The organism is Allobosea sp., from assembly GCF_051860145.1.
GTDB lineage: Bacteria > Pseudomonadota > Alphaproteobacteria > Rhizobiales > Beijerinckiaceae > Allobosea.
Window position 1 is genome coordinate 294,189 of the sequence record NZ_JBHYEM010000001.1, and the last position, 19,478, is coordinate 313,666.

The 19,478-nt window shown below is 68.6% G+C and carries 16 protein-coding genes; 10 read left to right on the top strand and 6 right to left on the bottom strand.

Annotated features, from left to right (window positions below; genetic code table 11):
• The first annotated feature begins 69 nt into the window (after positions 1-69).
• The 5 genes from ACTIF2_RS01385 to ACTIF2_RS01405 all read left to right on the top strand — a co-directional run bounded on the left by ACTIF2_RS01385 (position 70) and on the right by ACTIF2_RS01405 (position 7,215).
• Complete coding sequence (locus ACTIF2_RS01385) at positions 70-1,581, top strand: ABC transporter substrate-binding protein (protein WP_439495222.1); 1,512 nt, start codon at positions 70-72, stop codon at positions 1,579-1,581.
• A gap of 91 nt (positions 1,582-1,672) precedes the next feature.
• Positions 1,673-3,754, top strand: a complete 2,082-nt coding sequence (locus ACTIF2_RS01390; protein WP_439495223.1) for a hydantoinase/oxoprolinase family protein — start codon at positions 1,673-1,675, stop codon at positions 3,752-3,754.
• 2 nt (positions 3,755-3,756) lie between these two features.
• Positions 3,757-5,406, top strand: a complete 1,650-nt coding sequence (locus ACTIF2_RS01395) for a hydantoinase B/oxoprolinase family protein (protein ID WP_439495224.1) — start codon at positions 3,757-3,759, stop codon at positions 5,404-5,406.
• Between the two features lie 16 nt (positions 5,407-5,422).
• Positions 5,423-6,361 carry an ABC transporter permease gene (locus ACTIF2_RS01400; protein WP_439495225.1) on the top strand — a complete coding sequence of 313 codons (939 nt, stop codon included), beginning with the start codon at positions 5,423-5,425 and terminating at the stop codon, positions 6,359-6,361.
• A complete protein-coding gene (locus ACTIF2_RS01405; protein ID WP_439495226.1) occupies positions 6,358-7,215 on the top strand; it encodes an ABC transporter permease in 858 nt (285 codons plus the stop codon). The genes ACTIF2_RS01400 and ACTIF2_RS01405 overlap by 4 nt, the downstream gene beginning before the upstream one ends.
• 76 nt (positions 7,216-7,291) lie before the next feature.
• Here the strand turns inward: ACTIF2_RS01405 and ACTIF2_RS01410 are convergent, their stop codons facing one another.
• Genes ACTIF2_RS01410 through ACTIF2_RS01435 form a run of 6 tightly spaced genes read right to left on the bottom strand, consistent with a single transcriptional unit; the run spans position 7,292 to position 13,112 of the window.
• Positions 7,292-8,458: an acyl-CoA dehydrogenase family protein gene (locus tag ACTIF2_RS01410; RefSeq protein ID WP_439495227.1), complete on the bottom strand. Its 1,167-nt coding sequence runs from the start codon at positions 8,456-8,458 to the stop codon at positions 7,292-7,294.
• Positions 8,459-8,483: 25 nt separating this feature from the next.
• Positions 8,484-9,515, bottom strand: coding sequence for an NADP-dependent oxidoreductase (locus ACTIF2_RS01415; RefSeq protein WP_439495228.1), 1,032 nt, complete (start codon positions 9,513-9,515; stop codon positions 8,484-8,486).
• Between the two features lie 10 nt (positions 9,516-9,525).
• A complete protein-coding gene (gene kce / locus ACTIF2_RS01420) occupies positions 9,526-10,458 on the bottom strand; it encodes a 3,5-dioxohexanoate:acetyl-CoA acetone transferase (protein WP_439495229.1) in 933 nt (310 codons plus the stop codon).
• Between the two features lie 28 nt (positions 10,459-10,486).
• Positions 10,487-11,767: an acetyl-CoA hydrolase/transferase family protein gene (locus ACTIF2_RS01425; RefSeq protein WP_439495230.1), complete on the bottom strand. Its 1,281-nt coding sequence runs from the start codon at positions 11,765-11,767 to the stop codon at positions 10,487-10,489.
• The gene (locus tag ACTIF2_RS01430; RefSeq protein ID WP_439495231.1) at positions 11,764-12,657 is read right to left on the bottom strand and encodes an HpcH/HpaI aldolase/citrate lyase family protein; all 894 of its coding nucleotides are present in this window, start codon (positions 12,655-12,657) and stop codon (positions 11,764-11,766) included. Before ACTIF2_RS01430 ends, ACTIF2_RS01425 begins: the two co-directional genes overlap by 4 nt.
• Positions 12,654-13,112, bottom strand: a complete 459-nt coding sequence (locus ACTIF2_RS01435; RefSeq protein WP_439495232.1) for a MaoC family dehydratase — start codon at positions 13,110-13,112, stop codon at positions 12,654-12,656. Before ACTIF2_RS01435 ends, ACTIF2_RS01430 begins: the two co-directional genes overlap by 4 nt.
• Before the next feature lie 108 nt (positions 13,113-13,220).
• Between ACTIF2_RS01435 and ACTIF2_RS01440 the strand changes: the two genes are divergently transcribed.
• From ACTIF2_RS01440 to ACTIF2_RS01460, 5 genes are all read left to right on the top strand, one after another.
• Positions 13,221-14,633, top strand: a complete 1,413-nt coding sequence (locus ACTIF2_RS01440) for a phosphotransferase family protein (RefSeq protein ID WP_439495233.1) — start codon at positions 13,221-13,223, stop codon at positions 14,631-14,633.
• Positions 14,626-15,588 carry a DUF7065 domain-containing protein gene (locus tag ACTIF2_RS01445; protein ID WP_439495234.1) on the top strand — a complete coding sequence of 321 codons (963 nt, stop codon included), beginning with the start codon at positions 14,626-14,628 and terminating at the stop codon, positions 15,586-15,588. Before ACTIF2_RS01440 ends, ACTIF2_RS01445 begins: the two co-directional genes overlap by 8 nt.
• Positions 15,585-16,823 (top strand): CaiB/BaiF CoA transferase family protein, encoded by a 1,239-nt coding sequence (locus ACTIF2_RS01450; RefSeq protein ID WP_439495235.1) that lies wholly within the window; start codon positions 15,585-15,587, stop codon positions 16,821-16,823. Before ACTIF2_RS01445 ends, ACTIF2_RS01450 begins: the two co-directional genes overlap by 4 nt.
• A 1-nt stretch (position 16,824) precedes the next feature.
• The gene (locus ACTIF2_RS01455; RefSeq protein WP_439495236.1) at positions 16,825-18,843 is read left to right on the top strand and encodes a hydantoinase/oxoprolinase family protein; all 2,019 of its coding nucleotides are present in this window, start codon (positions 16,825-16,827) and stop codon (positions 18,841-18,843) included.
• Position 18,844: 1 nt separating this feature from the next.
• A partial coding sequence (locus ACTIF2_RS01460; RefSeq protein WP_439495237.1) for a hydantoinase B/oxoprolinase family protein occupies positions 18,845-19,478 on the top strand: 634 nt, incomplete at its 3' end.

Consider the following 19,478-nt stretch of genomic DNA (forward strand, 5'->3'; position numbering starts at 1 on the left):
GCAAAGGATATTGACAGATGCCAATCACGAATTCAAGATTGGCGCCAAAATCAGGTCAAGGGGATCGTCATGTTCAACAACCTGTCTTCCAAGCTCGGCGCCTCAGTGCTGGCACTGACCCTGTGCGGCGTCCTCCTCGGCCCCGGCGACGCCGCTGCCCGCGACCTGCGCATCGCGCTGCCGAGCAACGTCAACACGCTCGACCCCGACAAATCGACGACGGTCGGCACCGATCTCAGCGTCGCCGCCCATATCTATACGCCGCTGGTCGACCGTGGCCCGGACATGAAGCTCCGGCCCGGGCTCGCGACGAAATGGGAGCCGATCGGCGACAATGCCTGGCGCTTCACCTTGCGCGAGGGCGTGACCTTCTCGAATGGCGAGAAACTCGATGCCGAGGCGGTGAAATGGAATGTCGAGCGCGTGCTCGACCCCAAGACGGGCGCGCGCAACAAGCCCTGGTTCGCCTCGATCAGCGAGGTCAAGGTCATCTCGCCGACGGTCGTCGAGTTCGCCACCAAGACCGCCTATCCCGACATGCCCGACCAGATGTCGATGTTCCTGCTGATGCCGCCGAAATGGACGGCCGAGAACAATCCGTCGGTCACGGCGCTCGGCAGCGGCCCCTACGAGCTGGTGCGCTTCGCCAGCGGCGACCGGGTCGAACTCAAGGCACGCAAGGACTACTGGGGCGAGAAGCCTGCCTTCGACACCGTGACCTTCCGCATGATGCCGGAGGATTCCTCGCGGATCTCGGCCCTGCTGGCCGGCGATATCGACCTCATCACCGCCTTTCCGACCTCCGAGATCGCACGCATCAAGGATAGCGGCCGGGCCGAGGCGAGCGCCGTCCCGGGCACGCGCGGCATGTTCCTCAAGCTCAACGCCAAGCGCCCGCCCTTCAAGGACAATCCCAAGCTCTGGCGCGCGCTCAACCACGGCATCGACCGGACCGCCATCAATGACGGCCTGCTCAACGGCCTGAGCGAGATCAGTCACTGCCAGCCGCTCTCCCCGGCCTATTTCGGCTACAATCCCGACCTCAAGCCGGTGCCCTATGATCCCGCGCAGGCCAAGAAGCTCCTGGCCGAGGCCGGCTTCGCCAAGGGCCTGACCATGGAGCTGGAGATTCCGACGGGGCGCTATCTCCAAGCCTCCGACATCGCCCAGGTCGTCGCCTCGCAGCTCGGCGAGATCGGCGTCACGGTCAATCTGCGCGAGATCGAGTTCGGCGCCTGGATGAACAAGTACATCGTCGCCAAGAATCTCGGCGACGCCGCCTATTTCGGCTTGGGCTGGCCGACGCTCGATGCCGGCGGCCTGCTCAATTTCTGGGAGAAGGAGAATCCCCAGGCCTATTGGGACAACGACGCCTTCACGGCCCGCGCCAAGGAGGCCCGCTCGACCAACGACCCGGCGAAGCGGACGGCGCTCTACAAGGAACTGACCAAGGAACTCTGCGAGGCCTCGCCCTCGGTCTTCCTGTTCTTCACGCCGATCACCTACGCGCAGTCGAAGGCGATCGACTGGCAGGCGCGTGGCGACGACTGGGTCCGCGCCATCGACATCAAGCCGCGCTGAAGCCAACCGCCGGGCATGGAGCGAGGCGGGCTAAACGCCCGCCGCACGGCCTCTTTGCCTCTCATCGACCGAACCGGATCGCGACCACCTCATGACCGTTCAGGACCAATCCGCCATCAGGCTGCGCGTCGGCGTCGATTCCGGCGGCACCTTCACCGATGTCTGCATGTTCGACGAGAGCAATGGCGACATCCATGTCTGGAAGGTGTCGTCCACACCGCAGGATCCCTCGCTCGGCATCGCCGGCGGCGTCGAGCAGGGCGTGGGGGAAGTCGCGAAGGTCGCGGGCGGCGACGTCGATGTCGTCTATTTCGGGCATGGCACCACGGTCGCGACCAATGCGCTGATCGTCGGCCGCGGCGCCGAGACCGGCCTGATCACCACCAAGGGCTTCCGCGACGTGCTGGAGCTGCGCCGTCAGAAGCGCGATTCGCTCTACGATCTCCAGACCGAGAAGCCGCGCATCCTGGCGAGCCGCGACAAGCGGCTGGAGGTCTCCGAGCGCGTGCTCTTCGACGGCAGCATCCTGACGCCGCTCGACGAGGACGAGGTGCGCGCCGCCGCCCGCAAGCTCAGGTCCGAGGGCATCACCTCGGTCGCTGTCTGCTTCCTGTTCTCCTTCGTCGAGCCGGCTCACGAGAAGCGCGTCAAGGAGATCCTGGCCGAGGAGATGCCGGACGCCTTCGTCAGCATCTCGCATGAGGTCGCGCCCGAATTCCGCGAATATGAGCGGCTCTCGACCACGGTCGTGAACGCCTATCTCGGGCCGATCATGAAGTCCTACCTGTCGCGGCTGCAGCCGCGCCTGGCCGAGATCGGCATCGCGGCCCGCCCGCATCTGACGCAATCCAATGGTGGCGTGATCTCCTCGGAGGTGGCGCAGAACTTCCCGGCCCGCACCGTGCTGTCGGGGCCTGCCGCCGGCGTCATCGGCGCGCTCTCGGTCGGCCGGCTCGCCGGCTTCGACAACCTCATCACCTTCGACATGGGCGGGACCTCGACGGATGTCTCGCTGATCGATCGCGGCCGGCCGCAAATGTCGAACGATGCCACCGTGCACGGCTATCCGCTGAAGCTGCCGATGCTCGACATCCACACGGTCGGCGCCGGTGGCGGCTCGATCGCCGCGATCGATGCCGGCGGCCTGCTCAAGGTCGGCCCGCGCTCGGCCGCTGCCGATCCCGGGCCGGTCTGCTATGGACGCGGCAACGAGGAGCCGACCGTCACGGACGCCAATGTCGTGCTCCAGGTGCTCAATCCGACCCATCTCCTCAATGGCCGCATGAAGATCGACCAGGCCCGCGCCAGGGCCGCTATCGGCCGCCTTGCCGACCGGCTGGGCATGGATCTGATGGAGACGGCGCAAGGCATCATCAGCGTCGTCATCGCCAACATGGCCAAGGCGATCCGCGTGATCTCGGTCGAGCGCGGCTATGATCCACGCGACTACGCCATGCTGGGCTTCGGCGGCGCGGGACCGATCCACGCCGCCCGCCTCGCCCGCGAGCTCGACATCCCGCGCCTCGTCGTGCCGAAATATCCCGGCATCATGTGCGCGCTCGGCCTGCTGCTCACCGACCTGCGCACCAACCTTTCGCTCACCCGCCTGCTGCCCTTGAGCCTCGACGGCGCGAGCAGCATCGAGCAGGGCTATGCCGGGCTGGAGCTGCGCGCCGCCGAATGGTTCGAGCAGGAGGCGATTGCGGCCGAGCGGCGCTCTGTCATCCGCTCGATCGACATGCGCTATGGCGGCCAGGGCTATGAGCTCACCGTGCCCTGCCCGAGCGGCGCGATCGATGCGGCAGCCATCGCCGGGCTGCGCGCCGATTTCGAGCGGGCCCACAAACAGGTCTACGGCTATATCGCCGCCGAAGAGCCGGTCCAGGTCACGACGCTGCGCGTCGAGGCCGTCGGTCTCGTGCCCAAGGTCGACCTGAAGCCCCAGGCTCCGGCGACGGGGCCGGCCGAAGCCGCGATCGTCGACAGGCGCGAGGTCTGGCTGCCCGAGGCCGGCGGCTTCACGCTTTGCCCGATCTATGACCGCCAGCAGCTCGGCCCCGGCCATCGCGTCCCAGGCCCGGCGATCCTCGACCAGATGGATTCGACCACGCTCGTCCTGCCCGGCCAGACCGCGACGGTCGACGCCTATCTCAACCTGATCATCGAGGGCTGACCATGCTGGACACCGTCAAGACCCCGACGCTGGACCCGATCACGGTCGAGGTCATCGGCAGCGCCCTGACGACGATCGTCGAGGAGATGGGCAAGGCGATCATCCGCGCCGCCTATTCGACCAACATCAAGGAGCGCCAGGACTGCTCGACCGCGCTCTTCGATGCGCAGGGGCGCACGATCGCCCAGGCCGAGCACATCCCGGTCCATCTCGGCTCGCTGCTCGGCATCGCCGAGCACGTCTTCAAGAACCACGACCTTGCGAGCGTGAAGCCCGGCGACGTCTTCGTCGGCAACGACGCCTATACCGGCGGCGGCACGCATCTCAACGACATCGTCTTCATGGAGCCGATCTTCCATGGCGGCGAGCTCGTCGCCTGGGTGACGAACCTCGCCCACCATTCGGACTTCGTCGACCGCGGCCATGCCCATATCTTCCAGGAAGGCCTGCGCATCCCGCCCGTCCGGCTCTATCGCGAGGGCGTGCTGCAAGACGACCTGATGGCGCTGATCCTGCTGAACTGCCAGGTTCCGCGCGAGCGCATCAACGATTTCCGGGCGCAGATGGCGGCCAACCGCCTCGGCGTGCAGCGCTACCAGGCGCTCTGCGACAAATATGGCCGCGACACGGTCAGCGCCGCCGGCGCCCAGGTGCTCGACTATACCGAGCGGCGCACGCGCGCCGGCATCGCCACGATCCCTGACGGCACCTATCGCTTCCGCCACGACTTCGACAGCAACCTGATCGACGGCGTGCTGGATCTGCAGGTCGTGATCGAGGTCAAGGGCGACGAGATCGCGATCGACTTCCCCGATGCGCCGCCGCAGGTGCGCGCGCCGATCAACATGGTCTACACGGCGCTGCTGGCGACGGTCTATTTCGCGGTCAAGGGCATCGTCGACCCCGACGTGCCCGCCAATGCCGGGTTCCACCGGCCGATCCATGTCTCGGCCCCGCTCGGCAGCGTCCTGAATTCGACGCCGCCGGCCGCGGTCTACAGCCGCACCGATATCGGCCAGCGTCTGGTCGACATGATCTTCGCGGCCATGGCCCAGATCGTGCCGGACCGCGTCGCCGCCGCCTCGACCGGCGGCACGCTCCTGACCACCAGCGGCATCCATCCGCGCACCGGCCGCTTCTACGTCTATAACGAGATGCATGGCGGCGGCATGGGCGCGCGCGCCCACAAGGACGGGCTCGACGGCGTGCAGGTCAATACGACCAACACCGCCAACCTGCCGATCGAAGCGCTGGAGACGGAGCATCCGGTGATGGTCGAATGCTACGAGCTGGTTCAGGATTCCGGCGGTGCCGGCGAGTTCCGCGGCGGCATGACGCTGCGCCGCCGCGTGCGGATGCTCGACCATGTCGCGCGCATCTCGGCCGGCGGCACCAACAGCATCGTGCCGCCCTTCGGCCTGTTCGGCGGCGAGCCGGGCAGCACGGCCCGCGTCGAGCTCTCGCCGGGCGCGCAGCCGCTGGAGCGCCGGGTCGGCATGCTCCAGCCCGGCCAGTCGGTCGGCATGGTCGCGGCCGGCGGCGGCGGCTTCGGCGATCCCCGGAAGCGCGACCGGGCGCTGGTCGAGCGCGACCTGCGCGAGGAGCGCATCTCGCGGCAGGCGGCCGCCGAGATCTACGGCCTCGAGCTCTGAGGAAGCGTCGCGCGCGATGGGTGGCACCTCGAAAACGACCCAACATTTCGCAACGCGGCTGGGCGAAGGCCTGATCGCGATCTGGGGCGTCGTCACCGTCGTCTTCGTGGTCTCGCGCCTGCTCGGCGACCCCGCCGTGCTGTTGCTGCCGATCGGCGCCAACGAGGACCAGCTGCAGGAGCTGCGGGTTCAGCTCGGCCTCGACCAGCCGGTGCTGCAGCAATACCTGACCTTCCTGTTCAACATCCTGCGCGGCGAATTCGGCCAGTCCTTCCAATATGGCCGCCCCGCGCTCTCGGTGGTGCTGGAGCGCCTGCCGGCGACGGCCCTGCTCGCCGGCTCGGCCCTCGTCATCGGCGTGCTGATCGGCGGCCTGGCCGGGGCGCTGGCGGCAATCTATCGCGGCACGGTGCTCGAGGCCTTCGTCCTGCTGGTCGCCCTGCTCGGCCAGGCGACGCCGTCCTTCTGGCTCGGCATCATGCTGATCCTGTATTTCGCCGTGCATCTCGGCTGGCTGCCGACCGGCGGCTACGGTTCCTGGCAGAATCTCGTCCTGCCGGCCCTGACGCTCGCCTGCTTCACCACGGCCAGCATCGCCCGCCTGCTGCGCTCCTCGATGCTCGACGTGATGCGCGACGACTATGTCCGCACCGCCCGGGCGAAGGGCCTGCCGCCACGCCAGGTCTTCACCTGGCATGTCGGGCGCAATTCGCTGATCCCGGTGGTGACGATGATCGGCATCCTCGCCGGCGAGCTGCTCGGCGGCGCGGCCGTGACGGAGACGGTGTTCGGCTGGCCCGGCGTCGGCCGGCTGATCGTGCAGGCGATCGAGACCAAGGACTTCCCGGTCGTGCAGGCGGGCGTGGCGGTGGTCGCGACGATCTTCGTCGCCATCAACCTGCTGGTCGACCTGCTCTACACGCTGATCGACCCGCGCATCGGGCATTCGGCATGAGCCTTCGTGCGATGCTTCGCCGCCAGCGCCGGAACTGGCTCGGCATCCTCGGCGGCGTGCTGATCCTCGTCCTGATCGGGCTCACCCTTGCCGGCCCCTGGCTCGGCCTGCCGGACCCGGTGCGCGGCGATCTGCGCGCCCGGATGCTGGCGCCGACGATCTCCTGGACGAGCCTGGGCCCGCATCCCTTCGGCACCGACCAGCTCGGCCGCGACATTCTCAGCCGCATCGTCACCGGCAGCCGCGTCACGCTAATGGTGGCCGGCTCGGCGGTGATCCTCGGCGGCATCATCGGCGTCTTCCTGGGCCTCATCGCCGGCTATTTCGGCGGCTGGAGCGACCGCATCCTGATGCGGCTCGTCGACATCCAGCTCGCCTTTCCGCTGATGCTGCTGGCGCTGCTCGTCGTCGCCGCGCTGGGCCCCAGCCTGCACAACCTGATCGCCGTGCTGGCGCTGACGAGCTGGGTCCGCTACGCCCGCATCGTGCGCGGCCAGGTTCTGACCGTCCGCGAGCGCGAGTTCATCCAGGCGGCCCGCTCGATCGGGGCGAGCCATCTGCGCATCCTCGCCCGCCACATCCTGCCCAACATCCTCACCCCGATCCTGGTGGTGGCGACGCTGGAACTGGCGCGCACCATCGTCCTCGAGGCGGGCCTCAGCTTCCTCGGCCTCGGCATACAGCCGCCCTCGCCGAGCTGGGGCCGGATGCTCGCCGACGGGCGAACCTATATCGCCAGCGCCTGGTGGATCATCACACTGCCGGGCATCGCGCTGATGCTCACGGTCCTCGGCGTCAACCTGCTTGGCGACTGGCTGCGCGACTGGCTCGATCCGCAGGCCGACCGCGGGTGACAGGGATGATCGGCACCGGCCCGTTCTGGCGCCGTGAGCGCCGACCTGGCCTGCGCAGACGACCCGGCTCTTGCCGTCAGTAGGATTTGGGCAGGCCCAGCACCCGCTCGGCGATGAAGGACAGGATGAGCTGCTCGGTCACCGGGGCGATCCGCGGCAGGATCGCTTCCCGGAACAGCCGCTCGACCTGGTATTCGCGGGCATAGCCCATGCCGCCATGGGTCATCACGGCCTTGGTCGCAGCATCGAACGCCGCGCGGGCGCCGAGGAACTTGCCGGCATTCGCCTCCGCCCCGCAGGGCTGGCCGTTATCGTAGAGCCAGGCGGCACGCATCAGCATCCAGTAAGCCGATTCGAGATAGGTCCAGGCTTCCGCCAGGGGATGCTGGATGCCCTGGTTCTTGCCGATCGGCCGGCCGAACACGACGCGGTCCTTGGCGTATTGGGCGGCGCGATTCAGCGCGTCGCGGCCCAGCCCGACCGCTTCGATGCCGACCAGGATGCGCTCGGGATTGAGGCTGTCGAGCAGGTATTCGAAACCCCTGCCCTCCTCGCCGATGCGATCCTCTTCCGGGATGAAGAGCCCATCGATGAAGACCGCGTTCGAGTCGACCGCGTTGCGGCCCATCTTGCGGATGCGGCGCACCTCGCATTTGGCCCGGTCGAGGTCGGTGTAGAACAGCGTCATGCCCTGGGTCGGCTTCCTGCTGTCCTCCTTCGCCGTGGTGCGGGTCAGAAGCAGGATCTTGTCGGCGACCTGCCCGGTCGAGGTCCACATCTTGCGGCCATGGACGAGATAGCCGCCCGGCTGCTTCTTGGCGAAGGTCTTGATGCTGGTGGTGTCGAGCCCGGCATCGGGCTCGGTGACGCCGAAACAGGCCTTCTGCTCGCCCTTGACCAGCGGCACGAGCCAGCGCTGCTTCTGCTCCGGCGAACCATGCACGACGATGGAATGCGGGCCGAACAGGTTGATATGGATGGCGGAGGCCGCCGAATAGCCGCCGCCGCTCGATGTCGCCGCATGCATCATGATCGCGGCCTCGGTGACGCCGAGCCCCGCGCCGCCGACCTCCTCGGGCATGGTGATGCCGAGCCAGCCATTCTGCGCCATCAGATCGTAATATTCGGTCGGGAAGGTGCTCTCCTCCTCGCAGCGCGTCCAATAGTCATCGTCGAACTCGGCGCAGATCTGGCGCACGCTCGCGTCGATGGCCTTCTGGTCTTCGCTGAGCTGGATATCCATTGCGCTCTCCGGGATGTGTCGGCGATCAGCCGACATAGATCAGCTTCTTGCCGAGGTTCTCGCCGGCATAGAGCGAGGCGATCGCGCCCGGCGCCTGCTCGATGCCCTCGGCCAGGTCGATGTCGAAGCTCAGGATTCCGGCCCGGCAGAGCCGCGCCAGCTCGTCGGCGGCTTCGCCGTAACGCGACATATGGTCGAAGATGACGAAGCCGCTCCAGACGAGCCGCCGCGTCAGGATCTCGCGCTCGTTGCGCGGCCCGGACGGTGGTGGGTTCCACGATCCGATCGAGGCCGTGCCGCACTGGACGATCCGCCCCGCCACCGCCATGCGGCGCAGGACCGTGTCGAGGATCGTGCCGCCGGTATTGTCAAAATAGACGTTGATGCCGTCCGGCGCGGCCGCAGCCACGGCCTCGTCGAGCCCGCCGGATTTGTAGTTGAGTGCGACCTCGTAGCCATAGCGCTCCTTGCACAGCGCGACCTTGCGGTCGTCGCCCGTGAGACCGACGCAGCGGCAGCCCAGGCTCTTGCCGATCTGCCCGACGAAGCTGCCGACCGAGCCGGCCGCGGTCGAGACCACCAGCGTGTCGCCGGATTTCGGGCGGCCGAGTTCGGTCAAGCCGAGATAGGCGGTGATGCCGTTGATGCCGAGCAGGCTGCCGAAGGCGGTCAGCGGCAGGTCCTGCGTGGCGCGCAGGATCACCTGCTGCGGCGTCGCGACTGCATAATCCTGCCAGCCGAACCAGCCATAGAGGAACTGGCCCTTGGTGAAGTCGGGATGCCGGCTCTCGACCACGACGGCGACGGCGAGAGCCCGCATCGGGCCCCCTAGCGGCACCGGCGCGGAATAATTCGCCTCGGCCGAGGCCCAGCCGCGCTGCGCCGGATCGACGGAGAGATAGATGGTTCGGACCAGGAACTCGCCCGGGCCGGGCCTGGGCACCGGGCTGCTGGCGAGCGTGAAGTCGCTGGCCTGCGGCACGCCGGCAGGGCGGCTCGTCAGCAGGACCTGGCGGTTCTCGCCCGGCGTCGAATAGGCGGGGATGTCGGTCGGCATCGGGATCTCCTCAGAAGGCGACGTTGGCCGCGCCCTTGGTGCCGAGCATGCGGCGGGCGTCGTCGGGCGTGGCGATCTCGAGCGAGAGCTCCTCGAGGATGCGGCGGATCTTGGCGACCTGGTCGGCGTTGGACGGCGCGAGTTGGCCCTTGCCGAGATAGAGGTTGTCCTCCAGTCCGACGCGGACATTGCCGCCGAGGATCGCCCCCATGGTGACGAAGGGGAGCTGGTGACGGCCCGCCGCGAGGATCGAGAGATAGTAGTCGTTGCCGAACAGCCGGTCGGCCGTCGCCTTCATGTGCATCAGGTTCTCGGGCTCCGGCCCGATACCCCCGAGGATGCCGAAGATCGCCTGCACGAAGAAAGGCGGCTTGACCAAGCCGCGCTCGGCGAAATGGGCCAGGTTGTAGAGGTGGCCGACATCGTAGCATTCGAACTCGAAGCGCGTGCCGAGGTCGCCGAGCTCGGTCATGCCGCGCTCGATCTGGCTGAAGGTGTTGGAGAGGATGAAGTCCTTGGTCATCTCCAGATAGGGCTTCTCCCACTCGTTCTTGAACGAGGCGATGCGCCCGCTCGCGCCCGAGATGTTGAAGTTGAACGAGCCCATGTTCATCGAGGCGATCTCGGGCTGCGCCCATTTCGCCGCCGCCAGGCGCTCGTCCAGCGTCATGCCCAGCCCGCCGCCGGTGGTGATGTTGACGATGGCGTCGCAGCCCTGCCTGATCGCCGGCAGGAACTGCTTGAAGACCTCCGGATTCTGGGTCGGGCGGCCGGTCTGCGGATCGCGCGCATGCAGGTGCAGGATGGCGGCGCCGGCCTTGCCCGCGCCGATGGCGCCCTCGGCGATCTGGTCCGGCGTCACCGGCAGATGCGGCGACATGCTGGGGGTGTGGATCGACCCCGTGATGGCGCAGCTGATGATGACTTTCTCGGCGCGTTTCATGTCCTTAGTCCCTCGTTGTCTGCGCAGCTCACAGGCGGGCTGCGATATCCTTCCAGCAATCCTGAAGCGCACCGCGATGCGCGGGCGCAGCGATGGCGATCAGGCGCTCGGCGCGCTCCATCACGCTCGCGCCGCGCAGGTCGGCCGCGCCGTGCTCGGTGATCACGACATCGACCGCATGACGGGGCAGCGAGCAGACGCCGTCCAGCCGCGGAACGATACGGGAGACGCCGTTGCGACCCGCCGTCGCCGGCAGCGCGATGATGCTGACGCCATCGGCGCTGAGGCTTGCCGCATGGGCGAAATCCGCCGCGCCGCCGACGCTGCTGACCATCCGGCCGTCGAGCATCTCGAGATTGGCCTGGCCGAACAGGTCGACGCTGAGCGCCGAGTTCACGGCCACCAGCTTGCGCAGGCCGGCCAGCGTCGCGGGGGCGTGGGTCACGTCGCAGGCGCTGACCCGGAACTCGCCGCGCCCGGCGAGCCAGTCGTAATAGGCGGCCGTGCCGACATGAACGCAGCTCATATGGCGCCATGCCGGATCCAGGCTGCCGCTCTCGGCCAGGAGGCGCGTCGCGTCCGACAGCATGCCCGAATGCAACCGCAGGCGGCGGCGGTCCGCAAGCTTGTGCATCAGTGCATCGGGGGTCTTGCCGAGGCCGACCTGCAGCGTCGCGCCGTCATCGACGAAGCCGGCGACGCGTTCGGCAATGCGCGAGGCCAGTGCCGTGGGCGCGCCGACATCATATTCGCGCAAGGGCGCATCGGTCTCCGCAACGACGTCGGCGCGCGCGAGGTCGAAGGTCTCGGCGCCGGCAATCCGCGGCATGCGCGGATTGACCACCGCGAAGATGCGCCGGCAGTTGCGCAGCGCGATCGGCGTGAACTCGACGGCGACGCCGAGCGAGCACATGCCGCGCGCGTCGGGCGGCGAGACATGCACCACCCCGACATCGAAGGACTGGCTCGCGAGATAGGAGGCGAAGCCGCCATAGGACATCGGCAGATGCCGGAAGCGCGCCCCGGTCTGCAAGCCCGGCGCCGCCGGGTGGGCGAAGCTGCTCGTATAGCTCGCGCCCTGCGGGAAGCGCTCCAGTGGCGTCGGATTGATGCCCGGCACGAAGCTTCCGGTCACGTTCAAGGGCGGCGCGTCACCGGCGCAGAGCGCCTCGACCAGCGCCGGCACTTCCGCCCCGGACCCCGGCAAATGGATGCGCTCTCCCGGCGACAGCAGCCTGACGAGATCGGCGGGGTCGCCGACCCGGCATGCCGTGCCCGTCCGGATGGCAGGGGCGCCGATCAGCGTCATACCGGCGTTCCGCGCCGGGCGGCGATCGCGGCCGCCCGCGCCAGAACCTGCTCGGCCTGCCGGAGATGCGGGATGTCGAGCATCTTGCCGTCGAGCCCGACGACGCCGATGCCGGGGCTCGCCGAGAAGACGCCGACGACGCGCTCCGCATGAGCGATCTCGGCCTGCGACGGCGAGAACGCCTCGTTGATGCTGGCGACCTGGTCGGGATGGATGGCGATGCGCCCGGTGAACCCTTCGCGCGACGCCTCGACACAGTCGGCGCGCAGGCCGGCATCGTCGCGGAAATCGGCATAGAGCGTCTCGATCGCGGCCACGCCGCAGGCCTTGGCCGCAAGCAGGCAATGCGAGCGCACCATGCGGTAGGTGAAGGCCCAGCGGCCTTCGGGATCCCGGTTGGTGCTGGCACCCAGCGCCGTGCTGAGGTCTTCGGCGCCCCAGGTCAGCCCGTAGAGCCGCGGCAACGGCGTGTCGTGGTAATGCGCCAGCCCGAACGGGGCCCTCGGCGTTTCGGTCGCGACCGGCAGCAGGCGGATCTCCTTGCCGATGCCGTCCCGCTTCTCCAGCGCATCGAGGAAATGGCCGACCCGCACCAGATCGGCGGGCCCATCGACCTTCGGGACCACGATCCCGTCCGGGGCGGCCCGCACGACGCAGACCAGATCGTCGAGGCCGCCGTCGGCCAGCGGATTCACCCGCACCCAGAGCTCGGGCGTGCCGGAGCGAGGCGCTGCGAGATAGTCGCGCACCATGTCTCGCGCCAGCGCCTTGCGGGCGGGCGCGACCGAATCCTCCAGGTCGAGGATCAGCGCATCGGCGCCGGCACCCGCACCCTTGGCGAGCTTCTTCTCGCTGTCCCCGGGGACGAAGAGGAAGGAGCGCAGGCTCATGCCTGTGGCCTCCGCCGCTGCAGGCCGGAGCGCTTGCAATGCGCGACGAGCTCGTCGCGCTGGTTATAGGCGCGATGCAGGAACACGACGATGCCGGCCTCGGGGCGCGACCGGCTCTCGCGCAGCTCGAGCACCTCGGTCTCGACCCGGATCGTGTCGCCATGGAAGATCGGCTTGGGAAATCGCACCTCGTCCCAGCCGAGATTGGCCACCGCCGTCCCCAGCGTGGTGTCGCCGACCGAGATGCCGACCATCAGGCCGAGCGTGAAGGCGCTGTTGACCAGCCGCTGACCGAACTCGGTCTGGGTACGGCAGTACTCCTCGTCGAGATGCAGATAGGCCGGGTTATGCGTGACGGCGCTGAACCAGACATTGTCCGCCTCCGTGACGGTGCGGCGGATCTCGTGCCGGAACAGCTGTCCGACACTCAGCTCGTCGAAATAGAGACCTGCCATCCGCTGCGTTCCTCAATTCATCGTTCTTTTCATTGGTCTGATAATTTAGTTGCACCGGCTTGTCGAGCCTCTTATCGTGGCGGCGATCAAGGGAAGGGACGCGCCAAGGTGGACAAAGAGCCGGATCATCGGCCGGTCGCATCGCATCGAACCGCCGCAGGACGGCCGGCAAGCCCGGACGAGCTGCGCGCGTGGATCGAGGGCGAGACCGGCGGCTCGGTCACGACCTGGCAGCAGATCAGCGGCGGCAATCGCTGCCGGTCCTGGGCGGTCGACGTTCGTTCGCCGGCCGGCGCGCAGGCCGAGCTCTATTTGCGCTACCAGCCGCCGCGGCCGCCCTCGGCGGAGCCCTATACCGTCTGGCGCGAGGCGGAATTCTACCGCGCGCTGCGAGGCAGCGGCGTCCCCGCCCCCAAGCTCATCGCCATCCACCCGGACAGCCAGGCCATCCTCACCGAGCGGGCGCCGGGCCGCGCCGATTATCGCCGGGTCAAGGACGAGCAGGCGCGCGAGACCATCGCCCGCGAATTCGTCGAGGCGCTGGCGACGCTCCACAGGACGCCCGTCACGGGTCTCGAGATTCCCGGCCTCGATGCGTCCTCGACAATAGCGGACTGCGTGCGCCGGGAACTCGCGACCTGGCGCGGCATGTATGAAGAGACCGGCCGGCAGGACCCGCTGATCGACCTCGCATTGAGCTGGCTCGATGCCAATGTCCCGGACCCGCCCGGGCGCCCCGTGCTCGTCCATGGCGATGCCGGGCCCGGCAACTTCCTGTTCGATGAGGGTCATCTCACCGCCCTGCTCGACTGGGAGCTCGCCCATCCCGGCGACCCGATGGAGGATCTGGCCTGGTTCTCGATGCGCTGCGTGATGGAGCCGGTGCCGGATTTCGTCGCCCGCATCCATGAATATGGCGCGGCGATGGGGACAGCGCCGGATCTCGACCGCATCCGCTATCACCGCGTCTTCGTCTCGACCCGCGTCGTGATCATCCGCCACCGCAACGTGACCGGTCTGCCGGGCAACTCGATCGTCTCGCGGGCATTGAACCGGCGGCTGCTGGTGACGGCACTCGCCGAGGCGACGGCCACAACGCTGGCGCCACAGCCCCGCCTGCAGGCGCCCGACACCGAGCGCAGCAGCCTGTTCGACTATGTGCTGCGCGAGCTCCGGCACGACATCGCCGCGGTCAGCGACGATCCGGCCGTCGTGGCTGCGGCCAAGAACACCGCCAAGGTCGTGAAATACCTGCGCGAATGCGATCGCTTCGGCCAGGTCGTCGAGGATACCGAACTCGCCGCTCTCGCCGACGTGGTCGGCGCCCGCCCCAGGACGGTGGAGGCCGGTCGCGCCGCGCTCAGTACAGCCCTGCGCGAAGGCCGCGTGCCGTTTGCGACCGCGCTCGCCTTCTTCGCCGGCAGCGCGGCGCGCGACGCCGAGCTTGCAGCTTCGTCCTCCGGCGGCCTCGCCGACCGTGATTTCCCCCCTCTGACCGATACCGGAACCGCCCATGTCTGACGCCGCCCTCGCCACGCCCTTCACGGCCAAGGATGACAGCTTCCATTTCGACCAGATGAGCGATCGCTGGTGGGAGACGGAGACGGCCTGGTTCGCCTTCTGCAAGCCAGAGCGCAAGCTCGGCGGCTGGCTCTACAGCATGGCGCGGCCGAATATCGGCACCATCGCCGGCGGCTGCTGGGTCTGGGACGAGACCGCCTCTGTACCCTGGGAGGTGCCCTACTCCGCCAACTACACGGCCCTGCGCCTGCCGAAGGACCAGGACCTCACCGACATCACGCTGCCCACTGGCGTCAGCATCAAGGCTCTCGAGCCGCTGACGCGCTACAGGCTCGGCTTCGAGGATGCGGACCTGCTCAAGCTCGACCTGCAATTCGATGCGGTGATGCCGGCGCGCCCGCTGCGCAAGGGCGATTCCTCCTTCAAGAACCTCAACCATTTCGACCAGTTCGGCCGGGTCACCGGCGAGATCGTGCTGCATGGCGAGACGATCCCGATCGACTGCTACGCCATCCGCGACCGCAGCTGGGGGCCGCGTCCCGAGCACCGGCCGGGCAAGAGCGCCTATGTCACCGGCATCGCCTCGCCCGACGACGCCTTCCTGGCTGTCACCAAATGGAACGACGAGGCCGACCCGGTCGCCTATGGCTTCATGATCCGCGATGGCAAGATCAGCGATCTCGTCTCGGGCCGCCGCATCGTCGAGCGCGACCCCGAGCAGGGCTGGGTCACCCGCATCACCATCGAGGCCAAGGACGAGTTCGGCCGCGATCTCCTCGCCGTCGGCGAGCGCATGAGCGGCATCGTCATCAACCGCCACAGCTTCATCGACAGCAACGGCCTGATCGCCTGGACGATCAACGGCAAGCCCGGCCATGGCGAGGACCAGGACATGTGGCCGGTCCATCGCTGGTCCGCCTTCCGCCGCCAGGCCAGACAGGGGCGCGCGTCGTGAGCGCAGTCGACCACCAGCCCGATCCGACGCGGCAGCCGCTCGACGGCATCGTCGTGATCGATCTGAGCCAGATCTATAACGGCCCCTATGCCACCTTCCTGATGGCGGCGGCGGGCGCGACCGTCATCAAGATCGAGCCGCCGGGCGGCGAGCCCCTGCGCCGGCGCGGCGTGGTCGGCGGCGCTGCGTTGCCCTTCGCGATGCTCAACGGCTGCAAGCAATGCATGGTGCTCGATCTCAAGAGCGCCGAGGGCAAGGCCGTCCTGCGCGACCTCGTGCGCGAGGCCGACGTGCTGGTCGAGAATTACGCACCGGGCACGATGGAGCGCCTCGAACTCGGCGCCGATGCCTTGCAGGCGCTGAACCCGCGGCTGATCTATGCCTGCAGCTCCGGCTTCGGCAGCGACGGCCCCTACAAAAGCTACCCGGCGATGGACCTCACCGTCCAGGCGATGGCCGGGGTGATGAGCACGACCGGCTATCCCGACCGGCCGCCGGTCAAGGCCGGCCCGGCGCTCTGCGACTTCTTCGCCGGCGTCCATCTCTACGGCGCCATCGCGACGGCGCTGTTCGAGCGCGAGCGCACCGGCACCGCCCGCCGGCTCGAGGTCGCGATGCAGGATGCCGTCTACCCGGCGCTCAGCTCCAGCCTCGGCATGTATTGGGGCCAGCGCGGCGTCGAGAATTCGCCGCCGCCGCGCACCGGCAACCGCCATGGCGGCCTCGCCGAGGCGCCCTACAACGTCTACCCGACCAGCGACGGCTGGCTCGCGATCATCTGCGTCGGCGACGTCCACTGGCGCTCGCTGGTCCGCACGATGGGCCGGCCGGAGCTCGCCGACGACCCGCGCTTCGGCAGCCTGAAGCAGCGCGTCGCCGCCATGGACGAGGTCGATGCCCTCGTCTCCGACTGGACCAGCCGCCGCACCAAGGAAGAGGCGTTCCAGACGCTGATGGCGAGCAAGGTGCCCTGCGCCCCGGTGCGCGATCTCGAGGAGGTCGTGAACGATCCCAACATGCATGCGCGCGGATCGCTGCAATGGCAGGACCATCCGACGCTCGGCCGCATCGTCGTCCAGAACTCGCCGCTGCGCTATGCCGGCGTCCCGCGCCGCCAGCTGGAGCCGAGCCACGAGCTCGGCTCCGATACGGCCGCCGTGCTGAAGGCGCGCCTCGGCTGGGACGACGCCGCCATCGCCGCGGCCCTTCCGCGCCTCTCCAGGACGGAGCACTGAGATGGGCGGGATCGTGGGCATCGATGTCGGCGGAACCTTCACCGACCTGTTCTATTCCGGCGACGGGGTGAGCGTGGACGCCGTGCTCAAGGTGCCCTCGACCCCCGACGACCCGAGCCGCGGCCTGATCGACGCGCTGCAGGCGGCCGAGGGCGCGCCGGCCTCGCTCGACGTGATCCTGCACGGCACCACGATCGCGACCAATGCCGTGATCGAGCGTCGCGGGGCGCGTTGCGCGCTGATCACCACGCAGGGCTTCCGCGACATCCTCGAGCTCGGCCGCCGCGACCGGCAGCGCATGTATGGCCTCACCGGCGTGCAGCAGCCGCTGATCCCGCGCGAGATGCGCTGGGAGGTGGCGGAGCGCCTCGACCATCGCGGAACGGTGCTGACGCCGCTCGACGAGGCCGGCCTCGCGCGGCTCGCGGCCGCCCTGGCGATGGAGGAGGTCGATGCGATCGTCATCTCCTTCCTGCACGCCTATGCCAACCCGGCCCATGAGCGGCGGGCCCGGGAGATCGTCCAGGCCGCCAACCCGGACTGGGAGATCGTGATCTCCAGCGACGTGGTGCGCGAGTATTACGAGTTCGAGCGGACCAGCACCGCCACGGTCCAGGCCTATCTGCAGCCCCTGGTCTCCCGCTACGCCCGCAATCTCGCCGGCAAGCTCGGCGAGCTCGGCTTCGGCCACCAGACCCTGGTGATGCAGTCGAATGGCGGGCTCATCCCGCTCGGGCAATTGCAGGAGCGCGCCGCCAACATCGTTCGCTCCGGCCCCGCCGCAGGCGTGATGGCGGCGGCCAGGCTCGCCGCCGAAGCCGGCTTCAGCCATGTCATCACCGGCGACATGGGCGGCACCAGCTACGACGTCGCCGTGGTGGTCAACGGCGCGCCGCGCATTGCCGAAACCACCGAGCTCGACTTCCGCATCCCGCTGCGCCTGCCGATGATCGACGTGCACACCATCGGCGCCGGCGGCGGCTCGATCGCCTATCTCGACCGCGGCGGCACGCTCCAGGTGGGGCCGCGCAGCGCCGGCGCCGTGCCTGGCCCGGTCTGCTTCGGCCGCGGCGGCAAGGAGCCGACCGTCACCGACGCCAATGCGGTGCTCGGCCGGATCAACGCCGACCATCCGATCGGCATGAAGCATCTGGCACGGCTCGACATCGAGGGCGCCCGCGCCGCGATGGCGGGGCTGGGCGAGCCGCTCGGCCTCGGCGTGGAAGAGACGGCCGAAGCCATCCTGACCATCATCAACCATGTGATGGCGCGGCGCACGCGCCTGCTCACGGTCGAGCAGGGCCATGATCCACGCAGCTTCGCGCTCGTCGCCTTCGGCGGGGCCGGTCCGCTGCATGGCGCCGCGATCATGCGCGAGGTCGGCATCCGCACCATGCTGCTGCCGCCTCATCCGGGCGTGCTCTGCGCGCTGGGCTGCGCCGTCGCCGACCTGCGCTACGATTTGTCCCAGACCGTCGAGACGCCCCTGTCGGAGATCGCACCCGGCTTCATCCGGGACGTGCTCCTCGGCCAGCGCGAGGATGGCGAGGCCCGCCTCGCCGGCAGCGGCACGCAGCTCGACTCCGTCGCCGCCACCCACGCGGCCGAGATGTCCTATCTCGGCCAGATCCACACCTTGCGCACGGCCGTCGACCCGTCCTGGGACCATGCCCGCATGGTGCAGGCCTTCGAGGAGGCCTACCGGCTCGAATACGGCAACATCCTGGGCGAGATCCCCGTCGTGCTCGTCGGCCTCAAGACCGCGGTGCTGGGCGTGCGCGCCAAGCCGGTCGGCTCGCCGAGCCCGCTGGAGCGGCGGCCCGCGCCACTGAGGGCAAGCCGGGAGGTCTATTTCGGCGGCTGGCGCGCCACGCCGATCTATGACCGGGCCGACCTGGCGCCCGGCATGACCTTCGATGGTCCTGCCATCATCGAGCAGGCGGACACCACCAGCGTCGTCGAGCCCGGCATGGCCGCGCGCGTCGACGCCTTCGGCAACATCCTGATCGAGGTGGCCTGACATGGATCCGGTGACGCTTGCCGTGGTTCGCGGCGCCCTCGAACAGATCGCCGACGAGATGGACCTGCATCTCATCCGGGCGGCGCTCTCGCCGATCATCTCCGAGACCAACGACTGCGCGCATGGCCTCTACGACCCGGTGACGGGCGAGACGATCGCGCAGGGCGGCTACGGCCTGCCGATGTTCCTGGCCAACATGCAGTTCACCGTGCAGCGGCTGATCCCGATCGCCGAGAAGGCAGGCGGCTTCCGGCCGGGCGACATCTGGATCACCAACGATCCCTATCTCAGCGGCACGCATCTCAACGACGTGGTGCTGGTCTCGCCGCATTTCGTCGACGGCAAGCTGCTGGCGCTCTTCGCCAATACCGGCCACTGGATGGACATGGGCGGCAGCGTGCCCGGCGGCTGGGCCCCGACGGCGCGCGAGATTCACCAGGAAGGCATCATCATCCCGCCGCTGCGCCTCTACGAGGAGGGGCGGCGCAACGAGGCGGTCGTGGCGATGATCACCGCCAATGTCCGCCTGCCGCAGCAACTGCTCGGCGATCTCGCGGCGATGACCAATGTCTTCGCGCTCGGCCGGCGCGGGCTCGACGACCTGGTGGCGCGCTACGGCGTCGAAACGCTGAAGG

What these genes read in the sequence shown, in the direction of transcription:
- ACTIF2_RS01385 (WP_439495222.1), top strand. Translation starts at nt 70, where the DNA reads ATGTTCAACAACCTGTCTTCCAAGCTCGGCGCCTCAGTGCTGGCACTG.
- ACTIF2_RS01390 (WP_439495223.1), top strand. Translation starts at nt 1,673, where the DNA reads ATGACCGTTCAGGACCAATCCGCCATCAGGCTGCGCGTCGGCGTCGAT.
- ACTIF2_RS01395 (WP_439495224.1), top strand. Translation starts at nt 3,757, where the DNA reads ATGCTGGACACCGTCAAGACCCCGACGCTGGACCCGATCACGGTCGAG.
- ACTIF2_RS01400 (WP_439495225.1), top strand. Translation starts at nt 5,423, where the DNA reads ATGGGTGGCACCTCGAAAACGACCCAACATTTCGCAACGCGGCTGGGC.
- ACTIF2_RS01405 (WP_439495226.1), top strand. Translation starts at nt 6,358, where the DNA reads ATGAGCCTTCGTGCGATGCTTCGCCGCCAGCGCCGGAACTGGCTCGGC.
- ACTIF2_RS01410 (WP_439495227.1), bottom strand. Translation starts at nt 8,458, where the DNA reads ATGGATATCCAGCTCAGCGAAGACCAGAAGGCCATCGACGCGAGCGTG.
- ACTIF2_RS01415 (WP_439495228.1), bottom strand. Translation starts at nt 9,515, where the DNA reads ATGCCGACCGACATCCCCGCCTATTCGACGCCGGGCGAGAACCGCCAG.
- kce (WP_439495229.1), bottom strand. Translation starts at nt 10,458, where the DNA reads ATGAAACGCGCCGAGAAAGTCATCATCAGCTGCGCCATCACGGGGTCG.
- ACTIF2_RS01425 (WP_439495230.1), bottom strand. Translation starts at nt 11,767, where the DNA reads ATGACGCTGATCGGCGCCCCTGCCATCCGGACGGGCACGGCATGCCGG.
- ACTIF2_RS01430 (WP_439495231.1), bottom strand. Translation starts at nt 12,657, where the DNA reads ATGAGCCTGCGCTCCTTCCTCTTCGTCCCCGGGGACAGCGAGAAGAAG.
- ACTIF2_RS01435 (WP_439495232.1), bottom strand. Translation starts at nt 13,112, where the DNA reads ATGGCAGGTCTCTATTTCGACGAGCTGAGTGTCGGACAGCTGTTCCGG.
- ACTIF2_RS01445 (WP_439495234.1), top strand. Translation starts at nt 14,626, where the DNA reads ATGTCTGACGCCGCCCTCGCCACGCCCTTCACGGCCAAGGATGACAGC.
- ACTIF2_RS01455 (WP_439495236.1), top strand. Translation starts at nt 16,825, where the DNA reads ATGGGCGGGATCGTGGGCATCGATGTCGGCGGAACCTTCACCGACCTG.